This is a genomic window from Polynucleobacter hirudinilacicola, assembly GCF_002192535.1.
GTDB classification, from domain to species: Bacteria; Pseudomonadota; Gammaproteobacteria; order Burkholderiales; family Burkholderiaceae; genus Polynucleobacter; species Polynucleobacter hirudinilacicola.
Window position 1 is genome coordinate 137,521 of sequence record NZ_NAIA01000003.1, and the last position, 22,500, is coordinate 160,020.

Below are 22,500 nucleotides of genomic sequence, written 5' to 3' on the forward strand. Positions count from 1 at the left end.
CAACATGTTCATTCAACCCAAGATCCTGACATCTTTTACTGGCTATAGCAAAACGCTGTTTGCCAAAGATGTATTGGCGGGAATCACTGTGGGGGTTGTGGCGCTACCTTTAGCAATGGCATTTGCTATCGCCAGTGGACTCAAACCAGAAGCTGGTATTTTTACTGCCATTATTGCTGGTGGACTGATCTCTCTTCTAGGTGGCAGTCGCGTTCAAATTGGCGGTCCAGCAGGCGCCTTCATTGTGATTGTGTACGGTATTGTTGAGCGCTATGGCGTCTCCAATTTGCTACTAGCCACAGCAATGTCAGGCGTATTTTTGATTTTGATGGGTGCATTCCGCTTGGGAACGCTGGTGCGCTTTATCCCCATTGCCGTCATTATTGGTTTTACCAATGGCATTGCTTTTTTGATTGGCTTATCACAACTCAAGGATTTCTTTGGACTCAGCATTGATAAGATGCCAGCGCAATTTTTTCCGGCCCTACAAGCACTTTATCAAGCAGCTAGCACCTTCAACCCAATTGCGCTTACAGTCGCCTGCGGCAGCCTTGCAGTCATAATTTTCTGGAAACTATTTCATAAACATTTTGGGTATTTAAGTCACATTCCCGGTACTGTCATTGCGATGGTAGCGGCAACAGTCGTCACTACGCTGTGGGACTTACCGATAGATACGATTGGCAGTCGCTTTGGCGGTATTCCTTCTGGACTACCCCATTTTGAGTGGATCCCAATTAGCTGGGATAACGCTCAATTTATGCTCGCTCCAGCGCTCACTCTCGCTTTACTTGGTGCAATTGAGTCTCTGCTCTGCGCTCGTATTGCTGATAGCTTGATTCATGATCGCCATAATTCCAATCAAGAACTAATGGCACAAGGGGTCGCTAATGTGGTGACTCCTTTCTTTGGTGGAATGCCTGCAACCGGCACCATTGCAAGAACTGTAACTAATGTTGAAAGTGGCGCTAGCACCCCGATTGCCGGTATTGTGCACGCACTCACCTTACTCATCATTGTTCTATTTGCAGCGCCCCTTGCAAAAGATATTCCTTTGGCAGGTCTTGCTGCAATCTTGATGTATGTTGCTTGGAATATGGGTGAGTGGAAAAAATTCATTGAGCTCAAGCAGTTCCGTTTACCTTATCGCATTACCATCTTGAGTGTTTTTCTATTAACAGTAGTGATGGACCTGACGGTCGCAGTTCAAGTTGGTTTATTGTCTGCATTCATCACTTTTATTTATAGAATCTCCAGCCTATCTCGCTGTGAAATCGCTGAAGCAAATCATTTTCCTGCACTAGAAAATCAGCGAGGCCGCATTGATGCCTACCGTATTTATGGAGCCATCTTCTTTGGGGCAGTTAAACTCTTAGAGAAGATCGAGGAAAACTTACCATCTCAAACCCTACTACTTGACCTCAAAAATGTGATCTATGTTGATACCTCAGGCATAGATGCAATCTCTGAATTAGCGCATCTTTGTAAAGTACGTAATATCCGCTTCATCATTTGCGGTCTTGATCATCAACCCTATGAAATGGCACAGCGCAGTGGCTTTATTGAGAAACTGCCACAGGGATCCCTCTACCCTGATCTGATTTCCGGAGTAGAAGCGGCCTCACATTCTTAAGCGCTCTCCTCAAGAAACACAGAAACCGCCTTTTAATAAAGCTTCCGGCAAAGTCCAAGCGCGGAATAAACCAAATCCGCCAGCTGTAAATAGCAATGTAGCAGCGAAATAGCGCACCCAGATATATTGGCCGAATTGCGTTAAGGCTGCAGAGAATTTAGAAATCAACAATAAGTTGGGTAGCGTCCCCAAACCAAATGCAAGCATCAATGCTGCGCCCGTTATCACATCACCAGAAAGAAATGCCAGTGGCAAAACACTGTAGACCAAACCACAGGGGACCAAACCCCAAAGCATGCCGCTAAACCAGCGTGAAGGTCCACTCGCTATTTGCCCTAAATATTTAGCCCAATAGCCTGCAATTTTGGCGCTCAACCACTTACCACCCAGAAGTCCCTCCGACTTTCCTAAACGTAAGAGACGAAAACCCATCCAGATCAGAATGAGAGAGGTGAAAGCAAATAAGGGACGTTGAATGGGAATGATGTTTTGTTGCCAAACCACCACCCCTACCCACGCAGCAATCGCCCCCAAAATGACGTACGTTGTTACCCGTCCTAGATGCATGACTAACTGCAGGTAAAAAAGCTCAGATTTTGACCTTAAAAGGCTCTCTGAGGCGATTGGTCGCTCAATGGCAGCTGCGATACCTCCACACATCAAAGCACAATGCCAGCCACTAACTAAGGCCCCCAGGAAGACTGCCAAAAGAAGGCTGCTGGTTAGCATCGACACAAGAAAGAATAGGTGAAAGTGCTGATTTTCATATTAATAGAATAAACTGCTTGATAATTAGCTCCAAGATGAATTACAAACCTACTGACTCCCCAACCAGCAAATGCTCGGTCTGCGTGCTGGGTCAGTTTTGCCTTCCCGTTGGACTTAGCAGCAGCGATGTTTCTAGGGTGGATAACTTAATCAAAGAGCGTGTCCACCTCCAAAAAGGTGAAAGCCTCTACCGCCATGGTGACCCCTTAAGCTCAGTCTATAGCGTTCGCTTTGGTACACTCAAAACAGAATACTGCCTGCAAGATGGCCGTCAACAAGTCATTGGCTTTCATCTTCCTGGTGAAATCCTGGGTCTTGATGGCATCGGCGAAGGTCACTATCAATCAGATGCGATTGCATTAGAAGAAAGTGCAGTTTGCATTATTCGCTATGATGCCTTTGAAGATTTAGCCCGTCAGCTTCCAGCGCTACAAAATCAGTTTCATAAGATCTTGAGTCGCGAGCTGACTCAAGATCAACGTCATTTACTTTCCCTGGGTACGATGCGAGCCGAAGAAAGATTGGCAGCATTCTTACTCAGTCTCTCACAACGTTTAGCAGCCCGCGGTTACCTCAATAATGAATTCGATCTGCGCATGAGTCGCGTAGAGATTGGCAGCTATCTTGGTATTCAAATTGAAACTGTCAGTCGGATGCTCTCGCGCTTTGCAGAGTCCGGCTTGATTCAGATTAAACAACGTCACATTAAACTCATTGATATGAACGGCTTATACGAATTGGCTGGTATTCCGAATCCTGATAGGCATGACTGCCACACTGAAGTGCCCCTGAAACAGGTTTAAAGCAAGCCACGATCGACACCTTTAGTGTCCGGCGCCTCAATACCAGGCAGGATATAGGCAGCTAAAGCACTAGAGACTGCGCAAAAGATCCAAATCATCAAAAAGCCAATGGTGTAGATGCCCTCATCCGATATATCGGGATGATGCCCAAAAAATAATAAGTCTTGCGGATGAATCACCGTGAATAACAGGCCCTCTGCCATGCCTGCCACCAAGAAAGATGGCCACAAGATCCAGATCAGCAAGCGGTATTTCATTTGTTTGCCTGCGCGTCTTTAAGCTGCTCTACTTTTAATCCCTGCTTCACGACACCTTCGCGTAAAGGTTTATCAACGTGAAGATTAAGAGCTAGCCAAATAGTAATAATGCAGCCAACCATTGCTACTGCTGGGCCGCTAATCAGTAACCAAGGCCATAACTGCCTCCACCAAGGTTTTGTAGTTTGCTGTTTTGTCATATGCATCCTCTTCATTGCCTCTATGTTTAACGGGGAATAATAAAAGTAGACTTCTCTTCGCGAGTTCTCGTGATTGCCTTATCACCTACAAGCTCTTGCGCCACTACATCAAAATGAATCGGATAATTCCCTGAAAGATTTTGACCTATTGTGCTGCTAACCTTTACTGGGAGCAACTGATTGCTCGCTGGGCCCACATTAATCTCGGAAATTTCTTTACCCTGAGAGTTTAGAATCCGCAAATCATCTAAGCCCGCTGCCTTGATCTGCACTTTCATCGGATGCTCGGAAGCATTCATGATCTGAATGCGGTAAATATTCTCAATCCGCACACCTTCAACTTCACGAGCCAAGGCACCACGATCCCGCATGATATCGACCCGCAAAGGATTGCGCGTTACCAATGAAATCAAGAAGGCAGAAGCAAGCACAGTAATAAAGGCGGTATAAATCAAAACTCTTGGGCGCAAGATATGTTTGATTGCGCTCTGATTGGATGCTTGATCTTCAATCGCGCGTTCAGTCGTATAGCGGATCAACCCCTTTGGATAATCTACTTTTTCCATTACTTGATCACAAGCGTCAATACATGCTCCGCAACCAATACACATGTATTGCATGCCATCACGAATATCAATACCGGTTGGACATACTTGTACACAGATGCTGCAGTCAACGCAATCACCTAAGCCCATAGAGCCATGATCAGCGGATTTATTACGACTGCCTCTTGGCTCGCCACGCACTTTGTCATACGTAACCAGGAAAGTATCTTTATCCACCATCACACTTTGAAAGCGAGCGTATGGGCACATGTATTTGCAGACCTGCTCACGCATAAAGCCTGCATTACCCCAGGTGGCAAAGCTATAAAAGCACAGCCAGAAGGTTTGCCAAGGACCCAAAGATAAATGGATTAATGCGGAACCTAAGGTTTCAATGGGGGTGAAATAGCCAATAAAGGTAAAGCCTGTCCAGAATGCGATGAGCAACCAAAGAAAATGTTTAGTGATCTTCAGACGCCATTTTCTGAAACCCCAGGGCCACTCTTCACCATCTAAACGAATGCGCGCAAAACGATCGCCCTCAACCTTACGCTCGATCCACATAAAGATCTCGGTATAAACCGTTTGAGGGCAAGCATAACCACAGAACAGTCGACCAGCCACTGCAGTGAAGAGGAATAAAGCCAATGCAGACAGAATTAATAAGAGCGTCAGGTAGATCACATCTTGCGGCCAGAGCACCAGGCCAAAGATATAAAACTTACGCTGAATTAAATCAAAGAGAACTGCTTGACGATCATTCCAACTCAGCCATGGCAAACCGTAAAACAGTAATTGCGTGGCAATTACCAGAATGAGGCGCCAACGTGCAAAGAGTCCGCTTACCGAGCGTGGGTAAATCTTGCGCCGGACCTCATAAAGAGATTCCTCAATCACTTCAATCGGAATAGGCTTTCCACCCGGCGCATTACTTGGCACTGATTACTTCGAGTCTACTGGTTGCTTGTTATTAGATAAACCCCAAACGTATGCCGTGAGCAAGTGAATCTTCTCAGGGCTCAACACCTTATCCTGAGCAGGCATCATTGCCATGCGACCTTTGGTAATGGTTTCAACAATTGTTGCCTCTGAACCACCATATAACCATATCTTATCGGTTAAGTTTGGCGCACCCAAGGCAATATTGCCCTTACCATCAGCACCATGACAAGCTGCACAATTTGACTTGAACAGATCTGCGCCACTTGCCGCTTTAAGATCATCAGCTGGCAGTCCAGAAAGGCTACGAACGTAGTTCGCTACCTCCACAATCTGCTTACTATCCAATTGTGGGAATGGAGGCATTACACCGCCACGTCCATTAACAATCGTGGTTTTAATATTTTCTGGTGAACCGCCGTATAACCAATCACGGTCTGTCAAATTAGGAAAGCCTTTTGAGCCACCGGCGTCTGAGCCGTGACATTGTGCGCAAGAATTAAGAAACAAGCGCTGACCCATCTCACGTGCTTTAGGATCGGCAGCAACTTGCTCGATATCCATCTTCATATACTTTGCATACACAGGCTTCAGTTCGTCGTTTGCTGTCGTCATTGACTCCATCAGAGCGCCATCTGTGCTGTAACCCAAAATACCAGGATAAGAACCTAAACCTGGATACAGCACAAGATAAACCAATGCAAAGATGCATGAGAGCAGGAACATCCACATCCACCAACGTGGTAATGGATTATTTAACTCACGTAAATCATCATCCCAAACGTGACCAGTGTCAGCCACTGCACCGTCAGCTGTATGAATAACCTTGGCTTTACGTTGAGAAAATAATAACCAGACGCACCAAACAATACCGACCAGTGTTACTAAGGCGATATAGGCACTCCAACCAGCACCAAGAAAGTCACTCATGATTTATCCTTACTAAATTCATCGGGAAGATCGAACGGAAGTTCGGCGGATTCTTGATTGGCAGCTTGTCTTTTTGCAGACCAAGCCCACCAAATGATTCCTAAAAAAACTACCAAGCCAAGCACGGTAGAGATTGCTGAGAGATAGGGGGCGATATTTTGCATATTTTCTCCATTACTAAGAATTACTTAGCAACTACCTCGTCAACAATGATGTATCTACGATTGACGCCAAGGCCTTGAAGATATGCAATCAAAGCATCTTCTTCAGTTTTACCTTCTAACTCTTTAGATGCATTTGCAATCTGCTCATCGGTGTATGGAACACCTAAGCGACGCATTGCAGTCATATGCGAAGCAATCGTGTCGGCAGCAGCTGGCTTTTGCAAGTACGGATATGCGGGCATATTAGACTCAGGCACCACATCGCGTGGGTTACGCAAGTGGATACGATGCCAGTCATCTGAATAGCGACCGCCCACACGAGCTAAATCCGGTCCAGTACGCTTACTGCCCCATAAAAATGGGTGATCAAATACAGATTCGCCAGCTAATGAGTAAGGGCCATAACGCTCTACCTCCGAACGTAGCGTCCGAATCTGTTGTGAGTGACAACCTAAGCAACCTTCACGCTGATAGATATCGCGACCTGCTAAACGCAAAGCTGAATAAGGCTCAATTCCAGGGCTTGGCTCAGTAGTGGAATGCTGAAAGAATAAAGGAACGATCTGTACCAAACCAGCAACTGAGATTGCTGCGATAGTAGCGATGATCAACCAACCAACATTACGCTCAAGCGTATCGTGGGAGAAAAATCGACGTTGTTCTGACATGTTCTTATCCTTAATGAGCAGCTATAGACGCTTGTGGGATCGCAGCATCAATAAATTTCTTACCAACCACTGTCTTGTATACGTTGTAAGCCATGAGCAACATGCCGCTTAAGTAGCACAAGCCGCCCAACAAACGAATGACATAGAAGGGATAGGTTGCTTTAACGGATTCAACAAAGCTATAAGTCAAAGTTCCGTCTGGCTCGAATGCTCTCCACATCAAACCTTGCATCACACCTGCAATCCACATTGCAGCGATATAAATCACTACGCCAATAGTTGCAATCCAAAAATGCACTTCGATTAACTTAGTGCTATACATATCTCGTTGGCCCACTAAACGTGGAATCAAGTAGTACAAGGATCCAATAGTGATCATCGCAACCCAGCCAAGAGCGCCAGAGTGCACGTGGCCAATAGTCCAGTCTGTATAGTGAGACAGGCTGTTGACAGTCTTAATCGACATCATCGAACCTTCAAATGTAGACATGCCGTAGAAGGACAATGCCACCACCAAGAATTTCAAGATGGGGTCGCGACGCAATTTATACCAAGCACCTGAGAGAGTCATGATCCCGTTGATCATGCCACCCCATGATGGAGCCAATAAAATCAGTGAGAACACCATACCCAAAGACTGAGTCCAATCAGGTAACGAGGTGTGCTGTAAGTGATGCGGGCCAGCCCACATATAGGTAAAGTTCAAAGCCCAAAAGTGAACAATGGATAGACGATAGGAGTAGATTGGACGCTCGGCTTGCTTTGGAATGAAGTAATACATCATGCCCAAAAAGCTCGTGGTCAAGAAAAAGCCCACTGCATTGTGTCCATACCACCACTGAATCATGGCATCTTGCGCACCAGAATATGCTGAATAAGACTTAAATAGGCTTGCTGGCATCTCCATATTGTTAACAATATGCAAAACAGCAATCGTCAAAATGTATGCGCCGAAGAACCAGTTTGAAACGTAAATATGTTTAGTCTTACGCTTTAGCACCGTACCAAAGAACACGATTGCGTAGGCAACCCAAACTACAGTAATTAATAAGTCAATTGGCCACTCAAGTTCTGCGTACTCTTTAGAAGTCGTAATACCTAATGGCAAAGTGATGGCTGCAGCAACAATGACTGCTTGCCAACCCCAAAAGGTGAATGCTGCCAACTTGTCACAGAATAGTCGCACCTGACAAGTACGCTGAACAATATAGTAGGACGTTGCAAATAAGGCAGAGCCACCAAAAGCAAAAATGACTGCATTGGTATGTAAAGGACGTAGGCGGCCATAGCTAAGCCATGGAATATTAAAAGTAATTTCTGGCCAGATCAGCTGAGCTGCGAGGATGACCCCCACGAGCATGCCAACAATTCCCCAAAGCACAGTAACAATGGCAAACTGGCTGACAACCTTGTAATTGAAGGTATCTTGATTGCTCCCCACGGTAAGTCCCATGGTTTCTCCTTTTTTGTGACCAAACAGCGACATAATCCAAATAGACTGGATTGATTATCAAAGCAAGGTTTACAAGGGGATTTGATCTATATCAAAAAGGGTGGGGCAAAATACCGGCTAACCTATCAGCAGCCTGGAGAATTCAGAAAGATTAACGTCTATATAGTTATTTTTGAGAGTTTTCACTAACTTTATTGGATGCTGGAGCATCATCATCCATCAGAATGGACTGGCCTGGACCGTCTAAATCATCAAACTGGCCACTCTTAATTGACCAGTGCAAAATCCATGCTAAGAGACCCACTAAAACCAAGGACAAAGGGATCAAAAGAAATAGGCTTTCCATCCCTATAGTCTAAGCTTTTCGTAAGCGCCAGGCGTTTAAAGTGACCGCAAGTGAAGATAAAGACATTCCAATGCCGGCCACCCATGGGTTGACTAAGCCCATCATCGCAGCCGGAATAGCAAGCAAGTTATAGATTAGTGCCCATAATAAATTTTGTTTAATGATTGCTTGAGTCTTATCGGCTAATCGCAAGGTTTTTGCCAAAGGCTCTAAGGATACGGCGGTCAGAATGGCATCTGCACCAGCTGCAGCCAAAGGAGCACCAGCGCCAACTGCAATTGAGATATCAGCGCGCGCCAATAATGGTGCGTCGTTTACGCCATCACCAACTGCCCACACAAAATGATGATCTTTTTGTAAGCGCTCGATATAGTCGTACTTATCTTCAGGGGTACAAGCACCTTGATAATTTTCAATACCTACATGATGTGCCCACCAAGCAACTGTTGCTGGATCATCACCAGACACTAAGTGCACATGAATGTTTCGAGATTTAACCGTCTTCAGAAATTGCGCCAATCCTGGTCTTGGTGTATCCAAGAAAATAAAGCTCGCAATCAGTCCTTGCTCATCCACTAAATGCACTTGACCATACTGCCCCACACTTCCATTCTGCTCTACCCCGAGCCAAGCTGCGCTACCCAAGCGATATGGGCCTGAACTTAAACCCTTACCCAATTGATTGATCACTGGATCATTCAAACTTGGCAATACCAAGCCCTCCAAGTGGGCTGCAAGTAATACAGAAAGGGCTAGCGGATGTCTTTGACCAGACTCTAATGCCGCCGCTAGAGCAAGCGCATCTTCACGACAATAACCGGCTCGCAAATGAATGATTTCTTGTAACTCGGGCTGTCCCATTGTTACAGTGCCAGTCTTATCTAATACAAGATCAGTCGCCTTAACCAAGCCCTCAAGAACATGAGCACGCACAATCAGTAAACCCAGCTTCGTCACTGCACCTTGTGCTGCTGCCATAGCAGTCGGTACAGCAAGCGATAGAGCGCAGGGGCAACTGGCTACCAAGACAGAAACTAAAACAGTCCAAGCTTGGCTAGGATCAAAATACAGCCAAATTGCTGATGAGATAAATGCGCTCAGCAATAAGAAGGCAACGAAGTATGCCGCCCACTTCTCAGCCAGACTTACCATAACTGGCTTTGCTAATAGAGCTTGATCTAGCAATGAAGCAATGCCCGCAATGCGAGTAGATTGCCCAACGGCATCGATTCTCATAAACAAAGGGTTGAGAATGTTGTGCGTTCCTGCATATACAGGGTCACCAATCTTTTTCTCTACCGGCTTAGATTCTCCGGTGAGTAAAGATTCATCTAGTGCACTGGGATTTTCAATTAAGACGCCATCTGCGGGAACCACTTCCCCAGGCGATACGCGCAGCACCTCACCAGACTTGCAATTAACCACTGGCACCACCTCAATTTCTTGGGATGCTGGAAAATTGATTGCACGCTCACAAGTTGCAGGCAATTGCTTTGCAAGTGCTTCTGCACCGCCTTGTGCATCTTGTCTTGCCAGTAACTCAACATATCGTGCAGCCAGAATAAATGCCACAAACATGGTGATTGAATCAAAATAACTCTGACCCGAACCCGTGATTAAATTAATTGTGCCGGCTGTAAACGCTAAAGCTAAAGCAATGGCAATGGGCACATCCATACCCAGCATATGAGTTTGCCTAAACGACTGCACACTGCGCCATGCGGCCTGAAAGATAGGTCCTGCGGAATACACCATTACTGGCACTGTAAGAGCCCAACTGGTCCAACCTAGTAACAAATCAAACTCTGGCGTAATATCCGCACCAACATAAGTGGGCCACGCATACATCATGACTTGCATCATGCCTAGCATTGCTACACCCAGACGGGTTAGCAACTGCCGTCGCTCTTTTTTTGCCCGGTCTAAAACTAAAGACGGTTCAAAAGGCCAGGCTTCATAACCAACACGCTCGATCTCAAAAAGTAATCTTGCAAGACTTGTTTTACTTGGTGAGAATCGCACAATGACTTTTTGTGTGACGTAATTAATCTGCACATCTTTCACACCATCAATACGTCGTAGATGTTGCTCGCATAACCAAACACATGCTGCACACCGAATTTTCTCCAAACGCAGTGTTGTCTCTAGATCGCCGATATCGCCAGAGGGCCTCGTAAATCGCCCCAGTAAAGAGGGGTCATCATAGGGCTTCAGTTTTTCTGGGATTTTATTAAGAGCAAGGTATGCAGCAGGTTTATCACTGGACTGCACACGCCTTGTATAAAAAACTTCTAAGCCTTCGCCATGAATGGTTTGGGCGATCGCCATACAACCAGGGCAACAAAACGCATGGCGTACGCCAGCTAAGTCTGATTCTATTAATTCGCTAGGCGAAATTGGGCTGGAGCAGTGATAACAAGTAATTGTCTTAGTCATTGAGCCGTTTTAGTAACCCAGCCATTACGACGCTCATAGATAACAAATAGAACGCCCCATATCACCACCGCGACATAGGCCCAAACCCATGCAGCTTGTGATGAACGTGAACCTGAAATATCCAATACAAAACCAAAAATTGCAGGGCCCAACATACCGCCACCAAAGCCCATCAGAGAGTGCAAACCCATTGCAGCGCCTTTAATATCCTCTTTGGCGCTAATGACTAAGCCCGCAGTTAAGGTTGCAGAATCAGCCATAATAAAAATGGCATGTCCAATAGCAAAAGTAACAATCAGCCACCAAGATTGGCCCGTAGAGCAAGCTAGTGCGATTCCTAAAACTGCACTAGTGAGCATCACAATACACACCCACTTTTGGCGCCCTATACGAAGCGCAATCTCATTACCAAGAATAGAGGCAGGCACCCCAAAGAAATTAATGACCCCTGCCAAAGTTGTAGCTGCCAAGAGAAATGACTCTCCAGATACTGCGGCACAAAATACAAAGAAGGCTACGAGCCAACTTCTGGATGCAAATAGCTCCAGAGAATGGGCGGTATAACCAAAAATAAAGCCTGAGGCTTTTTTATCTTGCAATACTAATTTCCATTTGTTGATCGGAAAGATGTCACGCAAGCGAATTTGGATTGATCCCTTCCACTTCTCGTGTTGCAGCGGCGGAATCAAAAGTAACACAATCAAAAATGCTGTGAACGGTCCAAGTGCAATGATGCCAAAGACATAATTCCACCCAAGCGCACTTAAGATCCAACCTGAACATAAATAAGAAAATCCAGTACCAATCCCAAAGAATGCGGTATAGAAGGCAATGTGACGCGTAAGCTCACCGGACTGAATTCGGTCTGACAAAATTTTGAGGCCAGGCATATAAGTTCCAGCAAGACCAGCGCCATTGATCGCCATGAAAAATAATGCTGTCCAAAAATTGAATGCCAATAGGCCCATACCTAAAAGACCGCAGGTCGCAGAGAGGCCGCCGATTAAATAAACCTTACGCGCATCGACTCGATCGGTTAATGCCGTCGCTAAAGGGACCGCCAACATATACCCAAAGAAAAATGCGCTAGCAATTAAGCCAGACTCCAAATTACTTAAATGCCACTCCTCTTGCAAAGTAGTGAGAACTACTGCGTAGCATGCAAAGCCCAATAAAGCACAGGTTTGTGCCATGAGCATGAGGGGGGTGTAACCAACCGATCGAAAGCGCATAAAGTATCAGTAAAAACGTGAACCATTCTACTCGCCCTGATAGCCAAGACCCGCTACACTAAGTAAAAATCGATGGAGACAGTATGAAAAATAATCGTATTTTAGGAAATTTAATCAAACTGGGTGTCACCCTTTCAATTTGCCTTGGCAGCACCCTGGCGCTGGCCGATAACTACCCATCTAAACCCATTAAGGCCATCGTTCCATTTGCTCCAGGCAGCACAACCGACCAAATTGGTCGGGCTTTCGCAGCCAAGATGTCTGAGCTCTTAGGTCAACCAGTAGTCATTGAAAATCGCCCAGGAGCTAATGGATTGATTGGAGCTGATTTTGTTGCTAAAGCACCTGCAGATGGATACACAATTTTGTTTGGAACCAACAGTACGAATGCCGCACTCAAAAGCCTAGTCAAAAACCTACCCTACAACCAAGAGACTGCTTTTGCGCCAATTGGATATTTTGGTTCAGCACCGCTCATTATTGCCATTAATAATGATGTGCCTGCTAAATCACTGAATGGATTTGTATCGCTTGCTAAAGCCAATCCTGGAAAAATGACTTTTGCTTATGCCAGTACATCGCAGCGCGTTTCTTCAGAAATGCTAGCTAGTGCGGCAGACATCAAAATGACCGGCGTCTCTTACAAGAGCGGCCCAAATGCGATGACAGATGTTATCGGCGGACAAGTCAATATGTTCACGTCTGACTTTGGAGTGAGCTTGCCACAAGTACAGGCAGGAAAAATTCGTGGCCTCGCGGTGACATCTCTGAAGCGCTCACCAGCCATTCCAGAATTACCTACCGTTAATGAGGCTCTTGGCATTAAGGGTTATGAATTAATCGCCTTTTTTGCTGTATTCGGACCTGCCGATATGCCCAAAGATGCGATTCTTAGACTCAACAAAGTGATTAATGAGGCAGCCAAATCTAAAGATGTGATTGAGCGCTTTTCTGCAATGGGCTTTGAAACTCAACCCGGCACTCCAGAGGCGCTTGCTCAAAAAATTAAATTAGAGACTGCAAAATGGGCTAAGGCTATTAAGGAGGCTGGCATTGAACCAGAATAAGGCTTTTACTGCTGACTTCGATTTGGGGAATCCTGAAAACCATTCGATCTAAAGGTAAGAACCAAGGTATCTCGATAGCCATAATCTCCAAGCGGCTGAATCGGAGTTGACTCATGAATCATCTTCTCATCATTCATGAGCAATACCGACCAAGGTTGAGCTAAGGTAAAGCGTAAACCAGCAGAACCAGAGGCATCAAAAATTCTGGTTTCTCCACCCTTAATGCCTACCCGATCGAGTAAAAATACTGCTACAAAATCGACCCCGTCACGGTGAGCACCCTCAGGTGTTGGGCGGCCAATACCATCAGTGGTATCAATCCGAAATTGATGAGCCTCTACAGACCAAGTCTTAACTGGCTTTAATCCACTCAAGACTTGAGCAAGACCCAGCAAAAGAGACTGCCAGGCAGGATCATTTAACAAAGCTGGTTGAACAGGCTCAAACCAACGCTCAATACCACCATGCAAAGCGTTGTAATCGACAGACTGCCAATGAGCGCGATGTGGCACTAAATTGAGATGACCGCCCTCAATCTCATAGCTTGCATGACGACGAAAACGGTAACGGCCACCATCTTTTAAATAAGGATCGCGCGGTAAGCCCTCCCAAAACTGAGTTAAGTTCAGCAAATTCGCTAGCGGTACCTGACTCATTTCAGAAACGGTCTCAGCTGATGCCACGACATATCCCTGTGACCGCAAAGCTTGAGTAAGCTCTTTAGTCGGGGTCAGTTTTGGCGCTGGTATGGCATTAGTCATGTAGGTATTTTAGGGCAATCATCTTAACTATATAGATTTAAGCGTATTCGAACGTCTCCTATATGCCCCTTAAGGTCATACCACTCCTTGGCATCCATCATTGAAACTTTCATACCCCTGACTCGGTGCTCTATTGCCTCCAGATCTTTCAAATTTTTCTCCTTGAGGTCAGGATTTAATACATTCTTCTCAATCACCTTCAGTTCCTCATAAACCTGTGCAAGCTTGAGTTTTAAGAAAAAGTTTTTTTAGTGCTGGAATATAGGTAAATAGCGGAATAAAGATCACCAAAAGTGGAATGACAATTTTTACAAATCTCCCAACCCAAACAGCAGTCCAAAATGGCAGATGACGATGCAAGAAAGAAGGTCCATCTTTTAAATAAATCTCTGCGTCGACATGCAAAGGAAAATCTAATCCAATACTAGAAGGAAACTCACCTACTTTTTGTAAGCGTGAATACGATCTCAGAATATCGTACGAAGCCCCTAACAACAGGGATACCAATGCAGGGCTAATATCCTCCTTGGCAACCAGTGTGGCTGTAGGGGCGATGACTTGTATATCCTGTCGCGGTATATCATGCTCAATGCTCAGCAAGCCTCTGGGCACATTCACTTTGGAAAGGTATGGCAGATTACGCGTGTAAGCATCCGCCTGCTCAAAGTTCATTAAACGAATACCGGGAACTTGATAGAATTTTTTGATGATGGGCGCCTCAGCAGCGGCCACAACAAACGCAACATCCAACTCTCCACGATTCAGTTTTTCGACAGCCTGATCGGGCTTTATTGTTTCTGCACGCAATTGATCTTCTGATAAACCACTAACTTTTAGCAGGGCGTTGCTAAGCACTAGGGTGCCACTTCCCTCGTTACCAATGGAAACACGCTTACCTTTTAATTGGTTAAGGACTTTCAAGCCACCCTCACCCTTAAATGCCTCCTCCCGATACCAAACCCAGACTGGCTCGTAATACATTCCAGCAATCGAAACAAGCTTGGGGTATTGAGCAACGTCAGCAATGCCACCTTGTACGATCGCAAAATCTACTTCTGATTTTGAATCGCCCAGCAACTTGAGATTGTCAACCGTCCCACCAGTCTCCAAAACATCAAGCGTGATCCTGTCCTGTGCAAGCTCAGCCTTTAAGCGCTCCCCAAATTGGTAATAAAGTCCTGAAGGCAGGCCAGCTGCCATCTCTATTACCTTTGGTGGGGGTGGGATGAGGATCCACAAGATACTAAAAAGAGTGGCCATCGCCACAATAAAGGCGGCCATTACGGCTACAGGATTAAAAAGGTATTTTTTCAGGGATTTCATAGAAGTCTCTAATATTTTTTTGCATTATGCCCCGCCGATAAAAATAGGCAAATGCCTGTCCAATTAGGGGGCTCACTAGGACTTACTGGCGTATCTGGTCAATCACTAGCTTGACGTTGCTTGCTCCGACCTTCACCGTTTGCGGAGCTGAAATCAAATCTCCTGGCTCGGGCTTTGCCATCCCCGTTTTAGAGATTCTGACCTCAATAGAGGCTTCGGCAATTTGAGAAAGTGGTGCGCTTGGGTTCATCGCCAAAGCATCCGTTAAAGCAAAATTCATTGGAAACTCTGCGGCAGAAGTCTTCAGCACGGCAACTGGCATACGTTCGCCAGACTTACGTGCAATCACCATCACAATATCGCCCGATTTCACTTGAGATTTCAAACTAGCAGATATCTCAATCTTGCCGCTAATTCCTTTATTGCTAACAAGGGCTTTAGATGAGAGCCCACCTTTAGTCCGCGCGTCAGAAATAGATTCCGCGATTGAGCGTGCCTCTTCCGAGCCCGGAGGCAGCTGTTGTGCAAGCTTCTCCCAAGTTTGTACAGCTGCCTGATAGTTTCCAGCAGTATAAGAGGCTGTTCCAGAGAGCCATAGCGCCATTAGATTGTTAGGATCTAAGCTGAGCGCTTCATTAATAAGTTTTAAAGGTTTACCGGCAAAGCTACCATTGGCGTTAGCAGCCAACACATCAGCATAATCAGCCAGTAGCTGAGGATCTGAGTTAATAAAATCTCCTGCGCGTTCATACGCCTTTGCAGCGTCTTCATTGCGACCTAAGATGCGATATGAACGGGCCAGCATTACCCAGCCCTTCAAATTGGTTGGGTCCTTTTCCATCTTCGCCGCAAACTCAGAAACCATTGCCTCAACACCTTCTTGAGTCATGGGTTGCTGATTACCCTGTTCAGCAATGCGAGTGGCGTCTCCTAATGAGAAATAAAAGCCTGCCGAAAGTACCGACACAAATAGACACAGACTAATCACCGTGATCTTGCTTGAACCCATCACAGAACGATCGTCCTCTTCGTTTGTATCCTGAAAGAGGCGCTGACGCATTTCAGCATGGGCAATTTCATAATCAGCGGCGCTGATCGAGCCTGAAGTGCGCTCTGCCTCTAATTTCTCAAGCTCTTCACGATAAATAGCAGCATTCATTTGACGGCGAGACGTTGCCTCTACTTTTGCCGGGAACATGAATGGACGCAATAGCAGAAGTAGCACTAGCACCAATAATAGAAAAGCGGAGATCAGAAAAGTAGTCATAGCGCCCCTTTCTCATCTTTGGCATTGAGCAAGGCATCAATTCTCTTATTGTCATCATCCGATAAGGCGATGGTAGTAACGGCACTATTTCTGCGGCGTAAATAAGTAAATAGCACTGCTACGCCAATCAAAAGAATGATGAAGGGGCCAATCCAAAGAAGCCAGGTAATTGGCTTTACAGGTGGACGGTACAGAACAAAATCTCCATAGCGCTCAACCATAAAGTTTCTGATTTGATCATCGCTCTTACCCTCTTTAATCAGAGTGCGAATTTCTCGTCGGAGATCATTGGCTAAATCAGAGCGCGATCCAGCCAGAGATTCATTCTGACAAACCAAGCAACGCATTTCTTCAGAAATGCTAATCAAGCGTTGTTCAGTCACAGGGTCGTCTGCTAAAAGCGTAGCATCTTTAGCAGAGGGTGAGCTAAAGCTCAGCGCACAGAGGATCATGAGTAAAAATATTTTCATGATTTCTGAAGCTCGCTGATCAATGGATAAATCTTCTTATTGAGTAAATCCATCGTAATCGGGCCGATATGCTTAAAACGGATAATGCCGGCTTTATCGATCACATAGGTTTCAGGCACGCCATAAACACCATAATCAATTCCAACGCGCCCATTGGAATCAAAAGCGGATAGTTGGTATGGATTACCTTGTTTGGCCAACATGGCGAGCGCATCTTCACGCTTATCTTTGTAGTCCAAACCAATAATAGGCGCCATCTTTGACTTGGCAAGCTCGACCAATACCGGATGCTCTTCGCGGCAAGCCACACACCAAGATGCCCAAACATTCAATATCCAGACTTGGCCCTTCATACTGGCAGGAGAAAAAGACTGGTTAGACTCTGATAACTGTGGGATCTCAAATGCTGGTGCCGGCTTATTAATTAATGGGGATGGCACTTCATGTGGATCCCGATTAAGGCCGATTGCCAGAAATACTGCCAAGATCAAAAATAGCACTAGAGGAATTAAAAACTTGGCCTTCATGAAGCTTGTCTTTTCAATTTCATACGATAGCGCTTATCAGAGATTGCCAACACTCCACCAAGAGCCATCAATAAACAGCCGCCCCAGATCCAGTCAACAAAAGGCTTGTAATACACTCGTACTGCCCAAGATTTATCAGGTAGTTCTTCACCAAGCGAAACATAGATGTCTCGTGTAAGACCTACATCAATCGCAGCTTCAGTCATTGGCATGGTTGATGAGAAGTAATTCCGCTTCTCTGGATACAAGGAAGTCTGGGAACCCCCGTTCTTGCTGAGCAAGAAAGTACCGCGCATTGCCTGATAATTTGGCCCCGGCACGAGATTAACGCCTTGCAGCTGAATTTGATATCCGCCTACTGTCACCGTCTCACCTGCAGACATGCGAACATCTTTTTCCTCTTGATACGCACCAACCATCGTGACACCAATCACAAATACAGCAATTCCAAGATGGGCCACCTGCATGCCAATAAATGAACGCGTTGGCTTACCTGCTTTAGCCTGACGAATAATCTGCAAGCACCCCGAGGCAATTACCCAAAATGCCAACAAGAAACCAATGCCAGCAAGCCAAGTGAACTCGCCCATCATGAGCGGAATAGCAATACCTGCAAAAACTGCAACCAATCCTGCAAGCCATAAGCGTTTAATTACCGCTGGCAGCTCTGAATTTTTCCAGCTAGTCCAGGGGCCAATACCCATTAACACCAACAAAGGAATCATGATGGGTACAAACACGCTATTGAAATAAGGAGGCCCTACTGAAATCTTTCCTAAGTGAAGAGCATCGATCAACAAAGGATATAAAGTTCCAAGCAATACCGAACCAGCAGAAACAACTAAGAATACGTTTCCTAGAAGGATAAAAGTCTCTCTTGAGCTAAAGCTAAATTTACCGCCAAGAGAACTCTTTGGTGCACGCCATGCATATAGGGTTAAAGATGATCCAACTACAACTACCAAGAAAATCAGGATAAAAATACCGCGCCTAGGGTCAGTGGCAAAAGCATGAACTGATGTCAGCACACCTGAGCGCACTAAGAAGGTTCCCAATAGAGATAGTGAGAATGCTGTAATTGCTAACAGTACAGTCCAACTCTTAAAGCCACCGCGCTTTTCTGTAACGGCTAAGGAATGTAATAGCGCCGTGCCGACGAGCCAAGGGATAAAGGATGCGTTCTCCACTGGATCCCAGAACCACCAACCGCCCCAACCCAGCTCGTAGTAAGCCCACCAAGAACCCAGAGCAATACCAAGAGTGAGAAACACCCAAGCAGCCGTTGTCCATGGCCGGGACCAGCGCGCCCAAGCTGCATCCAATCTTCCAGATAGCAAAGAGGCAATCGCAAAAGCAAAAGCTACTGAGAAACCAACATATCCCATATACAACATCGGCGGATGAAACACCAAACCAGGATCTTGCAAGAGAGGATTTAAAGAGCGACCGTCTTGCGCTGCCGGAAGCAAACGCATAAATGGATTTGAGGTTGTGAGAACAAACAATAGAAGTCCGCTGGTCACTAAGCCCAAAACGCCGATTACCCTAGCAACCATAAACTCATCTAAGGCCTTAGAGAGTTGAGCTACCAAAATAGTCCAAGTACTTAATAAGAACACCCATAAGAGTAAGGAGCCTTCATGTCCACCCCACACAGCGCCCAAACGATACATCACAGGCATCAGAGAATTAGAGTGCTCAGCGACATAGAGAACTGAAAAGTCGTTACTATAAAAACTCCAAGCCAAGATTACAAAGGCAATAGCCAGAAGTAAAAAGACGGTTTGAGCAGCAGGTCTTGCCAGTACTAACCACTCGCGGCGGCCTTGGTGTGCGCCAACCAGAGGAAGCACTCCTTGGATCAGGGCTACACAAAGCGCAAGAATTAATGCGTAATGCCCAAACTCAGGAATCATTTATTGTTTCCATTTTTTTGAGCTTGGTCTAGAGCATGCTTTGCCTCAGGCGGCATATAGTTTTCATCATGCTTAGCCAGAACCTCACTGGCGACGAACTCTCCATTTGCATTCATACGACCTTGAATCACGGCACCCTTACCTTCTTTAAACAAATCTGGAAGGATGCCTGTGTAAGCAACTGGAATATCTTTTGCAAGATCAGTAATCACAAAATGGACTGTCAAGCCATCACGCTTTACAGAGCCATCTTTAACCATGCCGCCAATACGAAATACTTGCCCCTGTGGAGCCTTACCTGCAGCAACATCACTGGGAGTTACATACAAAGCAATATTGCTATTGAGTGCATTGAGAATCAATAGCGCGGCCACTCCAATGACTACTAGAGCGGCAACAATAATTAACGCGCGTTTATGTCTCGGCTTCACTTACCACTTTCTCTATCAAACTGCTCAGCTAACTGTTCTTGCTTGAGTCTTTGCACAATTGCTTTAAAACGAGCGCGTACTGCCAAGGGCTCAAACAATAGAACTAGGGCACATGCACCAAAGCTACTCCACACATACAGCGCATAGCCGCCCATTGCAAAGAATTCTGCTGGACTATTCCACATTAGTTCTTGACCTCGCTCAATTGTCTCACCCAATCAGTATGGGCCTCACGCTCCAAAATAATGGCTCGCACTCGCATCAAACCCACCGCAATCGAATACATCCAAAAACATAAAGCCATCAAAAGCATTCCCCACAGCATAGTCTGTGCCATTGCGGGTGCTTTTGTTAGAGAAACTGAGGCGCCCTGATGCAAGGTATTCCACCATTTCACCGAGAAATAAATAATCGGTACGTTCACTACGCCCACCAAAGCCAAAATAGCACCTGCTTTATCGGCACGACGGGGGTTATCAATGGATGCCTGTAAGGCAATAAAACCCAGATATAAAAATAGCAAGATCAATTCAGAAGTTAGACGTGCATCCCAAACCCACCAAGCGCCCCACATTGGTTTACCCCAAAATGCTCCGGTCCATAAGGATAAGAACGCCATCCATGCTCCAATCGGAGCTAAAGCTTGGGCCATCATGGCGGATAAGCGGGTATTAAAAACTAAGCCTAGTCCAGCCCATGCAGCCATGACGAGATATAGAAACATCGACATCCATGAAGCGGGGACATGAACAAAAATAATTCGATAACCCTGACCTTGAACTGCATCTACTGGGGCAACAAAAAAGCTGATCCACAAACCAGCTAAACCAAAGATAGCAGCAAGAGCCCAAAAAATAGGAATCAATTTTCCGGCGAGCGGATAAAAGGCGCTAGGGCTTGATAACTTAAACCAGTTAATCAAGCGACTATTAGAAAAAGAAGAATTATTTACCTGATTCATTCAATTGCAATCTTTACGGCAGCAGCGCTAACCCAAGGTACAAATGCTAAAGCCAAAATCAATAAAGCGCTGAGCAAGGAAAAATGACCAGATATATCCAAACCTACGCTATTGGCATATACAGCACCAGCACCGAAAATGAGTACTGGAATATACAAAGGCAAAATTAATAAGCTCATCAATACACTACCCCCTCGGACCCCCAGGGTTAAAGCCGCACCGATCGAACCCAACAAAGATAGTACTGGAGTTCCCAGTAAGAGGGTGGCCATCAATACAGATAAAGAATTGGCATCCAAATCAAATTGAATGCCAATAATCGGAGCCAAGAGTACCAAAGGTAGACCGCAAACCATCCAATGTGCAATGATTTTTCCTGCAACTAATAACACCATGGGTTGAGGGGATAAAGCCATCTGCTCTAGAGCGCCGTCCTGATAGTCAGCAGCAAACATGCGATGTAAACCTAATAGGGTGGCTAGCAACGCTGCAACCCAAATGACGCCTGGGGCAATTTTTCTCAATAAAGCGGCATCAGCCCCAATGCCGAGGGGAAATAAACTTGTCACTACCACAAAGAAAAATAATGCAGTAAGGACTTCACTCTTTCGGCGCATCACCAAAAGCAAGTCTCGACGAATGATGGCAAGCAAGGCTCTCATAGCTCTAGAACCTGTACGTTCGGAATATGCACTTCTTGATGGCTTGTTAATACAACAAGTCCACCGCTAGCAATATGCTCAATAATCAGATTCCGAAGCTCATGAACTGCCTCTATATCTAAGGCATTAAAGGGTTCATCCAAAATCCACAGCTTAGCCTGACGCGTTAACATGCGCGCCATGAGAACGCGGCGCTTTTGTCCGGCAGACAAACAGTTGACCGATAAATTTTCACGACCTCGCAAACCAAACCGCCATAAAGCAGCCAATGCTTGTTCTTGCGAAAGAGCAACATCATCTAGCGCCGCATACATCTGTAGATTTTCTAAGGCAGTGAGATCTTCTTTTAAAGCATCTCGATGACCCAGAAATAAGAGTTCGCGATGATAGGTAGCTGGGTCAATCGCGATTGAATGATCACACCAGAAAACCTCACCAGACTCTGGTTTTGACAAACCCGTCAATAGCCGCAATAAACTCGTTTTACCAACGCCATTCTCGCCGCGGACATGCAAACAATTTCCGGATGTAATCCGAATATTGAGATCCGTAAATAATTGTCTTTCACCTCGGACACAGCGAAGTCCGCGGCCTTCAAGTACTAGGTCATTTTTACTAGAGGTTGTGGAAATATTGGCTGTCATTTGAGGTTGTGGCTTGAATCAAACCACCGCATGCATTGTCCAAGAGCCCAGAGGGACTGTCAAACCAGCAGAAATGGATTTTTAGGAATAATTCCTT

Annotated in this window: 25 protein-coding genes; 3 read left to right on the forward strand and 22 right to left on the reverse strand. The window is 45.6% G+C overall.

What is annotated here, in order from left to right; all coding sequences use genetic code 11:
- The first annotated feature begins 4 nt into the window (after positions 1-4).
- The gene (locus tag B6A14_RS04855) at positions 5-1,633 is read left to right on the forward strand and encodes a SulP family inorganic anion transporter (RefSeq protein WP_087909345.1); all 1,629 of its coding nucleotides are present in this window, start codon (positions 5-7) and stop codon (positions 1,631-1,633) included.
- Positions 1,634-1,642: 9 nt separating this feature from the next.
- Here the strand turns inward: B6A14_RS04855 and B6A14_RS04860 are convergent, their stop codons facing one another.
- On the reverse strand, positions 1,643-2,362 hold the full coding sequence (locus B6A14_RS04860) for a sulfite exporter TauE/SafE family protein (RefSeq protein WP_087909346.1): 720 nt from the start codon (positions 2,360-2,362) through the stop codon (positions 1,643-1,645).
- A gap of 74 nt (positions 2,363-2,436) precedes the next feature.
- Between B6A14_RS04860 and fnr the strand changes: the two genes are divergently transcribed.
- On the forward strand, positions 2,437-3,204 hold the full coding sequence (gene fnr / locus B6A14_RS04865; protein WP_087909347.1) for a fumarate/nitrate reduction transcriptional regulator Fnr: 768 nt from the start codon (positions 2,437-2,439) through the stop codon (positions 3,202-3,204).
- On the opposite strand, the gene B6A14_RS04870 is transcribed toward fnr, so the two are convergent.
- The 10 genes from B6A14_RS04870 to B6A14_RS04915 form a co-directional block, all read right to left on the reverse strand.
- Positions 3,201-3,461, reverse strand: a complete 261-nt coding sequence (locus B6A14_RS04870) for a hypothetical protein (protein WP_087909348.1) — start codon at positions 3,459-3,461, stop codon at positions 3,201-3,203. The two genes, fnr and B6A14_RS04870, sit on opposite strands and share 4 nt — an antisense overlap.
- Positions 3,458-3,661 (reverse strand): hypothetical protein, encoded by a 204-nt coding sequence (locus B6A14_RS04875; RefSeq protein WP_087910278.1) that lies wholly within the window; start codon positions 3,659-3,661, stop codon positions 3,458-3,460. Before B6A14_RS04875 ends, B6A14_RS04870 begins: the two co-directional genes overlap by 4 nt.
- Positions 3,662-3,687: 26 nt before the next feature.
- Positions 3,688-5,145 carry a cytochrome c oxidase accessory protein CcoG gene (ccoG, locus tag B6A14_RS04880; RefSeq protein WP_087909349.1) on the reverse strand — a complete coding sequence of 486 codons (1,458 nt, stop codon included), beginning with the start codon at positions 5,143-5,145 and terminating at the stop codon, positions 3,688-3,690.
- 3 nt (positions 5,146-5,148) lie between these two features.
- Positions 5,149-6,075: a cytochrome-c oxidase, cbb3-type subunit III gene (gene ccoP / locus B6A14_RS04885; protein WP_087909350.1), complete on the reverse strand. Its 927-nt coding sequence runs from the start codon at positions 6,073-6,075 to the stop codon at positions 5,149-5,151.
- Entirely contained in the window at positions 6,072-6,239 is a 168-nt protein-coding gene (locus B6A14_RS04890; protein WP_087909351.1) for a cbb3-type cytochrome oxidase subunit 3, read from the reverse strand. Before B6A14_RS04890 ends, ccoP begins: the two co-directional genes overlap by 4 nt.
- A 20-nt stretch (positions 6,240-6,259) precedes the next feature.
- Positions 6,260-6,907 carry a cytochrome-c oxidase, cbb3-type subunit II gene (gene ccoO / locus B6A14_RS04895; RefSeq protein WP_087909352.1) on the reverse strand — a complete coding sequence of 216 codons (648 nt, stop codon included), beginning with the start codon at positions 6,905-6,907 and terminating at the stop codon, positions 6,260-6,262.
- 10 nt (positions 6,908-6,917) lie between these two features.
- Entirely contained in the window at positions 6,918-8,360 is a 1,443-nt protein-coding gene (gene ccoN, locus B6A14_RS04900; RefSeq protein WP_087909353.1) for a cytochrome-c oxidase, cbb3-type subunit I, read from the reverse strand.
- Positions 8,361-8,526: 166 nt separating this feature from the next.
- Positions 8,527-8,706: a cbb3-type cytochrome oxidase assembly protein CcoS gene (gene ccoS, locus B6A14_RS04905; RefSeq protein WP_087909354.1), complete on the reverse strand. Its 180-nt coding sequence runs from the start codon at positions 8,704-8,706 to the stop codon at positions 8,527-8,529.
- Between the two features lie 9 nt (positions 8,707-8,715).
- Entirely contained in the window at positions 8,716-11,142 is a 2,427-nt protein-coding gene (locus B6A14_RS04910; RefSeq protein WP_087909355.1) for a heavy metal translocating P-type ATPase, read from the reverse strand.
- Positions 11,139-12,374, reverse strand: a complete 1,236-nt coding sequence (locus B6A14_RS04915; protein WP_087909356.1) for an MFS transporter — start codon at positions 12,372-12,374, stop codon at positions 11,139-11,141. The genes B6A14_RS04910 and B6A14_RS04915 overlap by 4 nt, the downstream gene beginning before the upstream one ends.
- 83 nt (positions 12,375-12,457) lie before the next feature.
- Here B6A14_RS04915 and B6A14_RS04920 point away from each other — a divergent pair, with 83 nt between their 5' ends.
- Positions 12,458-13,441, forward strand: coding sequence for a Bug family tripartite tricarboxylate transporter substrate binding protein (locus B6A14_RS04920; RefSeq protein WP_087909357.1), 984 nt, complete (start codon positions 12,458-12,460; stop codon positions 13,439-13,441).
- A 5-nt stretch (positions 13,442-13,446) separates the two neighbouring features.
- Here B6A14_RS04920 and B6A14_RS04925 read toward each other — a convergent pair whose 3' ends face one another.
- The 11 genes from B6A14_RS04925 to ccmA form a co-directional block, all read right to left on the reverse strand.
- Positions 13,447-14,202, reverse strand: coding sequence for a 2OG-Fe dioxygenase family protein (locus tag B6A14_RS04925; protein ID WP_087909358.1), 756 nt, complete (start codon positions 14,200-14,202; stop codon positions 13,447-13,449).
- Positions 14,203-14,409: 207 nt separating this feature from the next.
- A complete protein-coding gene (locus B6A14_RS04930; RefSeq protein WP_236635666.1) occupies positions 14,410-15,525 on the reverse strand; it encodes a TAXI family TRAP transporter solute-binding subunit in 1,116 nt (371 codons plus the stop codon).
- An 82-nt stretch (positions 15,526-15,607) separates the two neighbouring features.
- Positions 15,608-16,792 carry a c-type cytochrome biogenesis protein CcmI gene (ccmI, locus tag B6A14_RS04935; RefSeq protein WP_087909359.1) on the reverse strand — a complete coding sequence of 395 codons (1,185 nt, stop codon included), beginning with the start codon at positions 16,790-16,792 and terminating at the stop codon, positions 15,608-15,610.
- Positions 16,789-17,262, reverse strand: coding sequence for a cytochrome c-type biogenesis protein (locus B6A14_RS04940; protein ID WP_087909360.1), 474 nt, complete (start codon positions 17,260-17,262; stop codon positions 16,789-16,791). The genes ccmI and B6A14_RS04940 overlap by 4 nt, the downstream gene beginning before the upstream one ends.
- Positions 17,259-17,789 carry a DsbE family thiol:disulfide interchange protein gene (locus tag B6A14_RS04945; protein WP_087909361.1) on the reverse strand — a complete coding sequence of 177 codons (531 nt, stop codon included), beginning with the start codon at positions 17,787-17,789 and terminating at the stop codon, positions 17,259-17,261. The genes B6A14_RS04940 and B6A14_RS04945 overlap by 4 nt, the downstream gene beginning before the upstream one ends.
- A complete protein-coding gene (locus B6A14_RS04950) occupies positions 17,786-19,705 on the reverse strand; it encodes a heme lyase CcmF/NrfE family subunit (RefSeq protein WP_087909362.1) in 1,920 nt (639 codons plus the stop codon). Before B6A14_RS04950 ends, B6A14_RS04945 begins: the two co-directional genes overlap by 4 nt.
- Positions 19,702-20,136 (reverse strand): cytochrome c maturation protein CcmE, encoded by a 435-nt coding sequence (gene ccmE / locus B6A14_RS04955; RefSeq protein ID WP_087909363.1) that lies wholly within the window; start codon positions 20,134-20,136, stop codon positions 19,702-19,704. The genes B6A14_RS04950 and ccmE overlap by 4 nt, the downstream gene beginning before the upstream one ends.
- Positions 20,133-20,321: a heme exporter protein CcmD gene (gene ccmD, locus B6A14_RS04960; RefSeq protein ID WP_087909364.1), complete on the reverse strand. Its 189-nt coding sequence runs from the start codon at positions 20,319-20,321 to the stop codon at positions 20,133-20,135. Before ccmD ends, ccmE begins: the two co-directional genes overlap by 4 nt.
- Positions 20,321-21,097, reverse strand: a complete 777-nt coding sequence (gene ccmC / locus B6A14_RS04965) for a heme ABC transporter permease CcmC (RefSeq protein ID WP_087909365.1) — start codon at positions 21,095-21,097, stop codon at positions 20,321-20,323. Before ccmC ends, ccmD begins: the two co-directional genes overlap by 1 nt.
- Complete coding sequence (gene ccmB, locus B6A14_RS04970; RefSeq protein ID WP_087909366.1) at positions 21,094-21,759, reverse strand: heme exporter protein CcmB; 666 nt, start codon at positions 21,757-21,759, stop codon at positions 21,094-21,096. Before ccmB ends, ccmC begins: the two co-directional genes overlap by 4 nt.
- On the reverse strand, positions 21,756-22,403 hold the full coding sequence (gene ccmA / locus B6A14_RS04975; protein WP_087909367.1) for a cytochrome c biogenesis heme-transporting ATPase CcmA: 648 nt from the start codon (positions 22,401-22,403) through the stop codon (positions 21,756-21,758). The genes ccmB and ccmA overlap by 4 nt, the downstream gene beginning before the upstream one ends.
- Positions 22,404-22,500 lie beyond the last annotated feature (97 nt).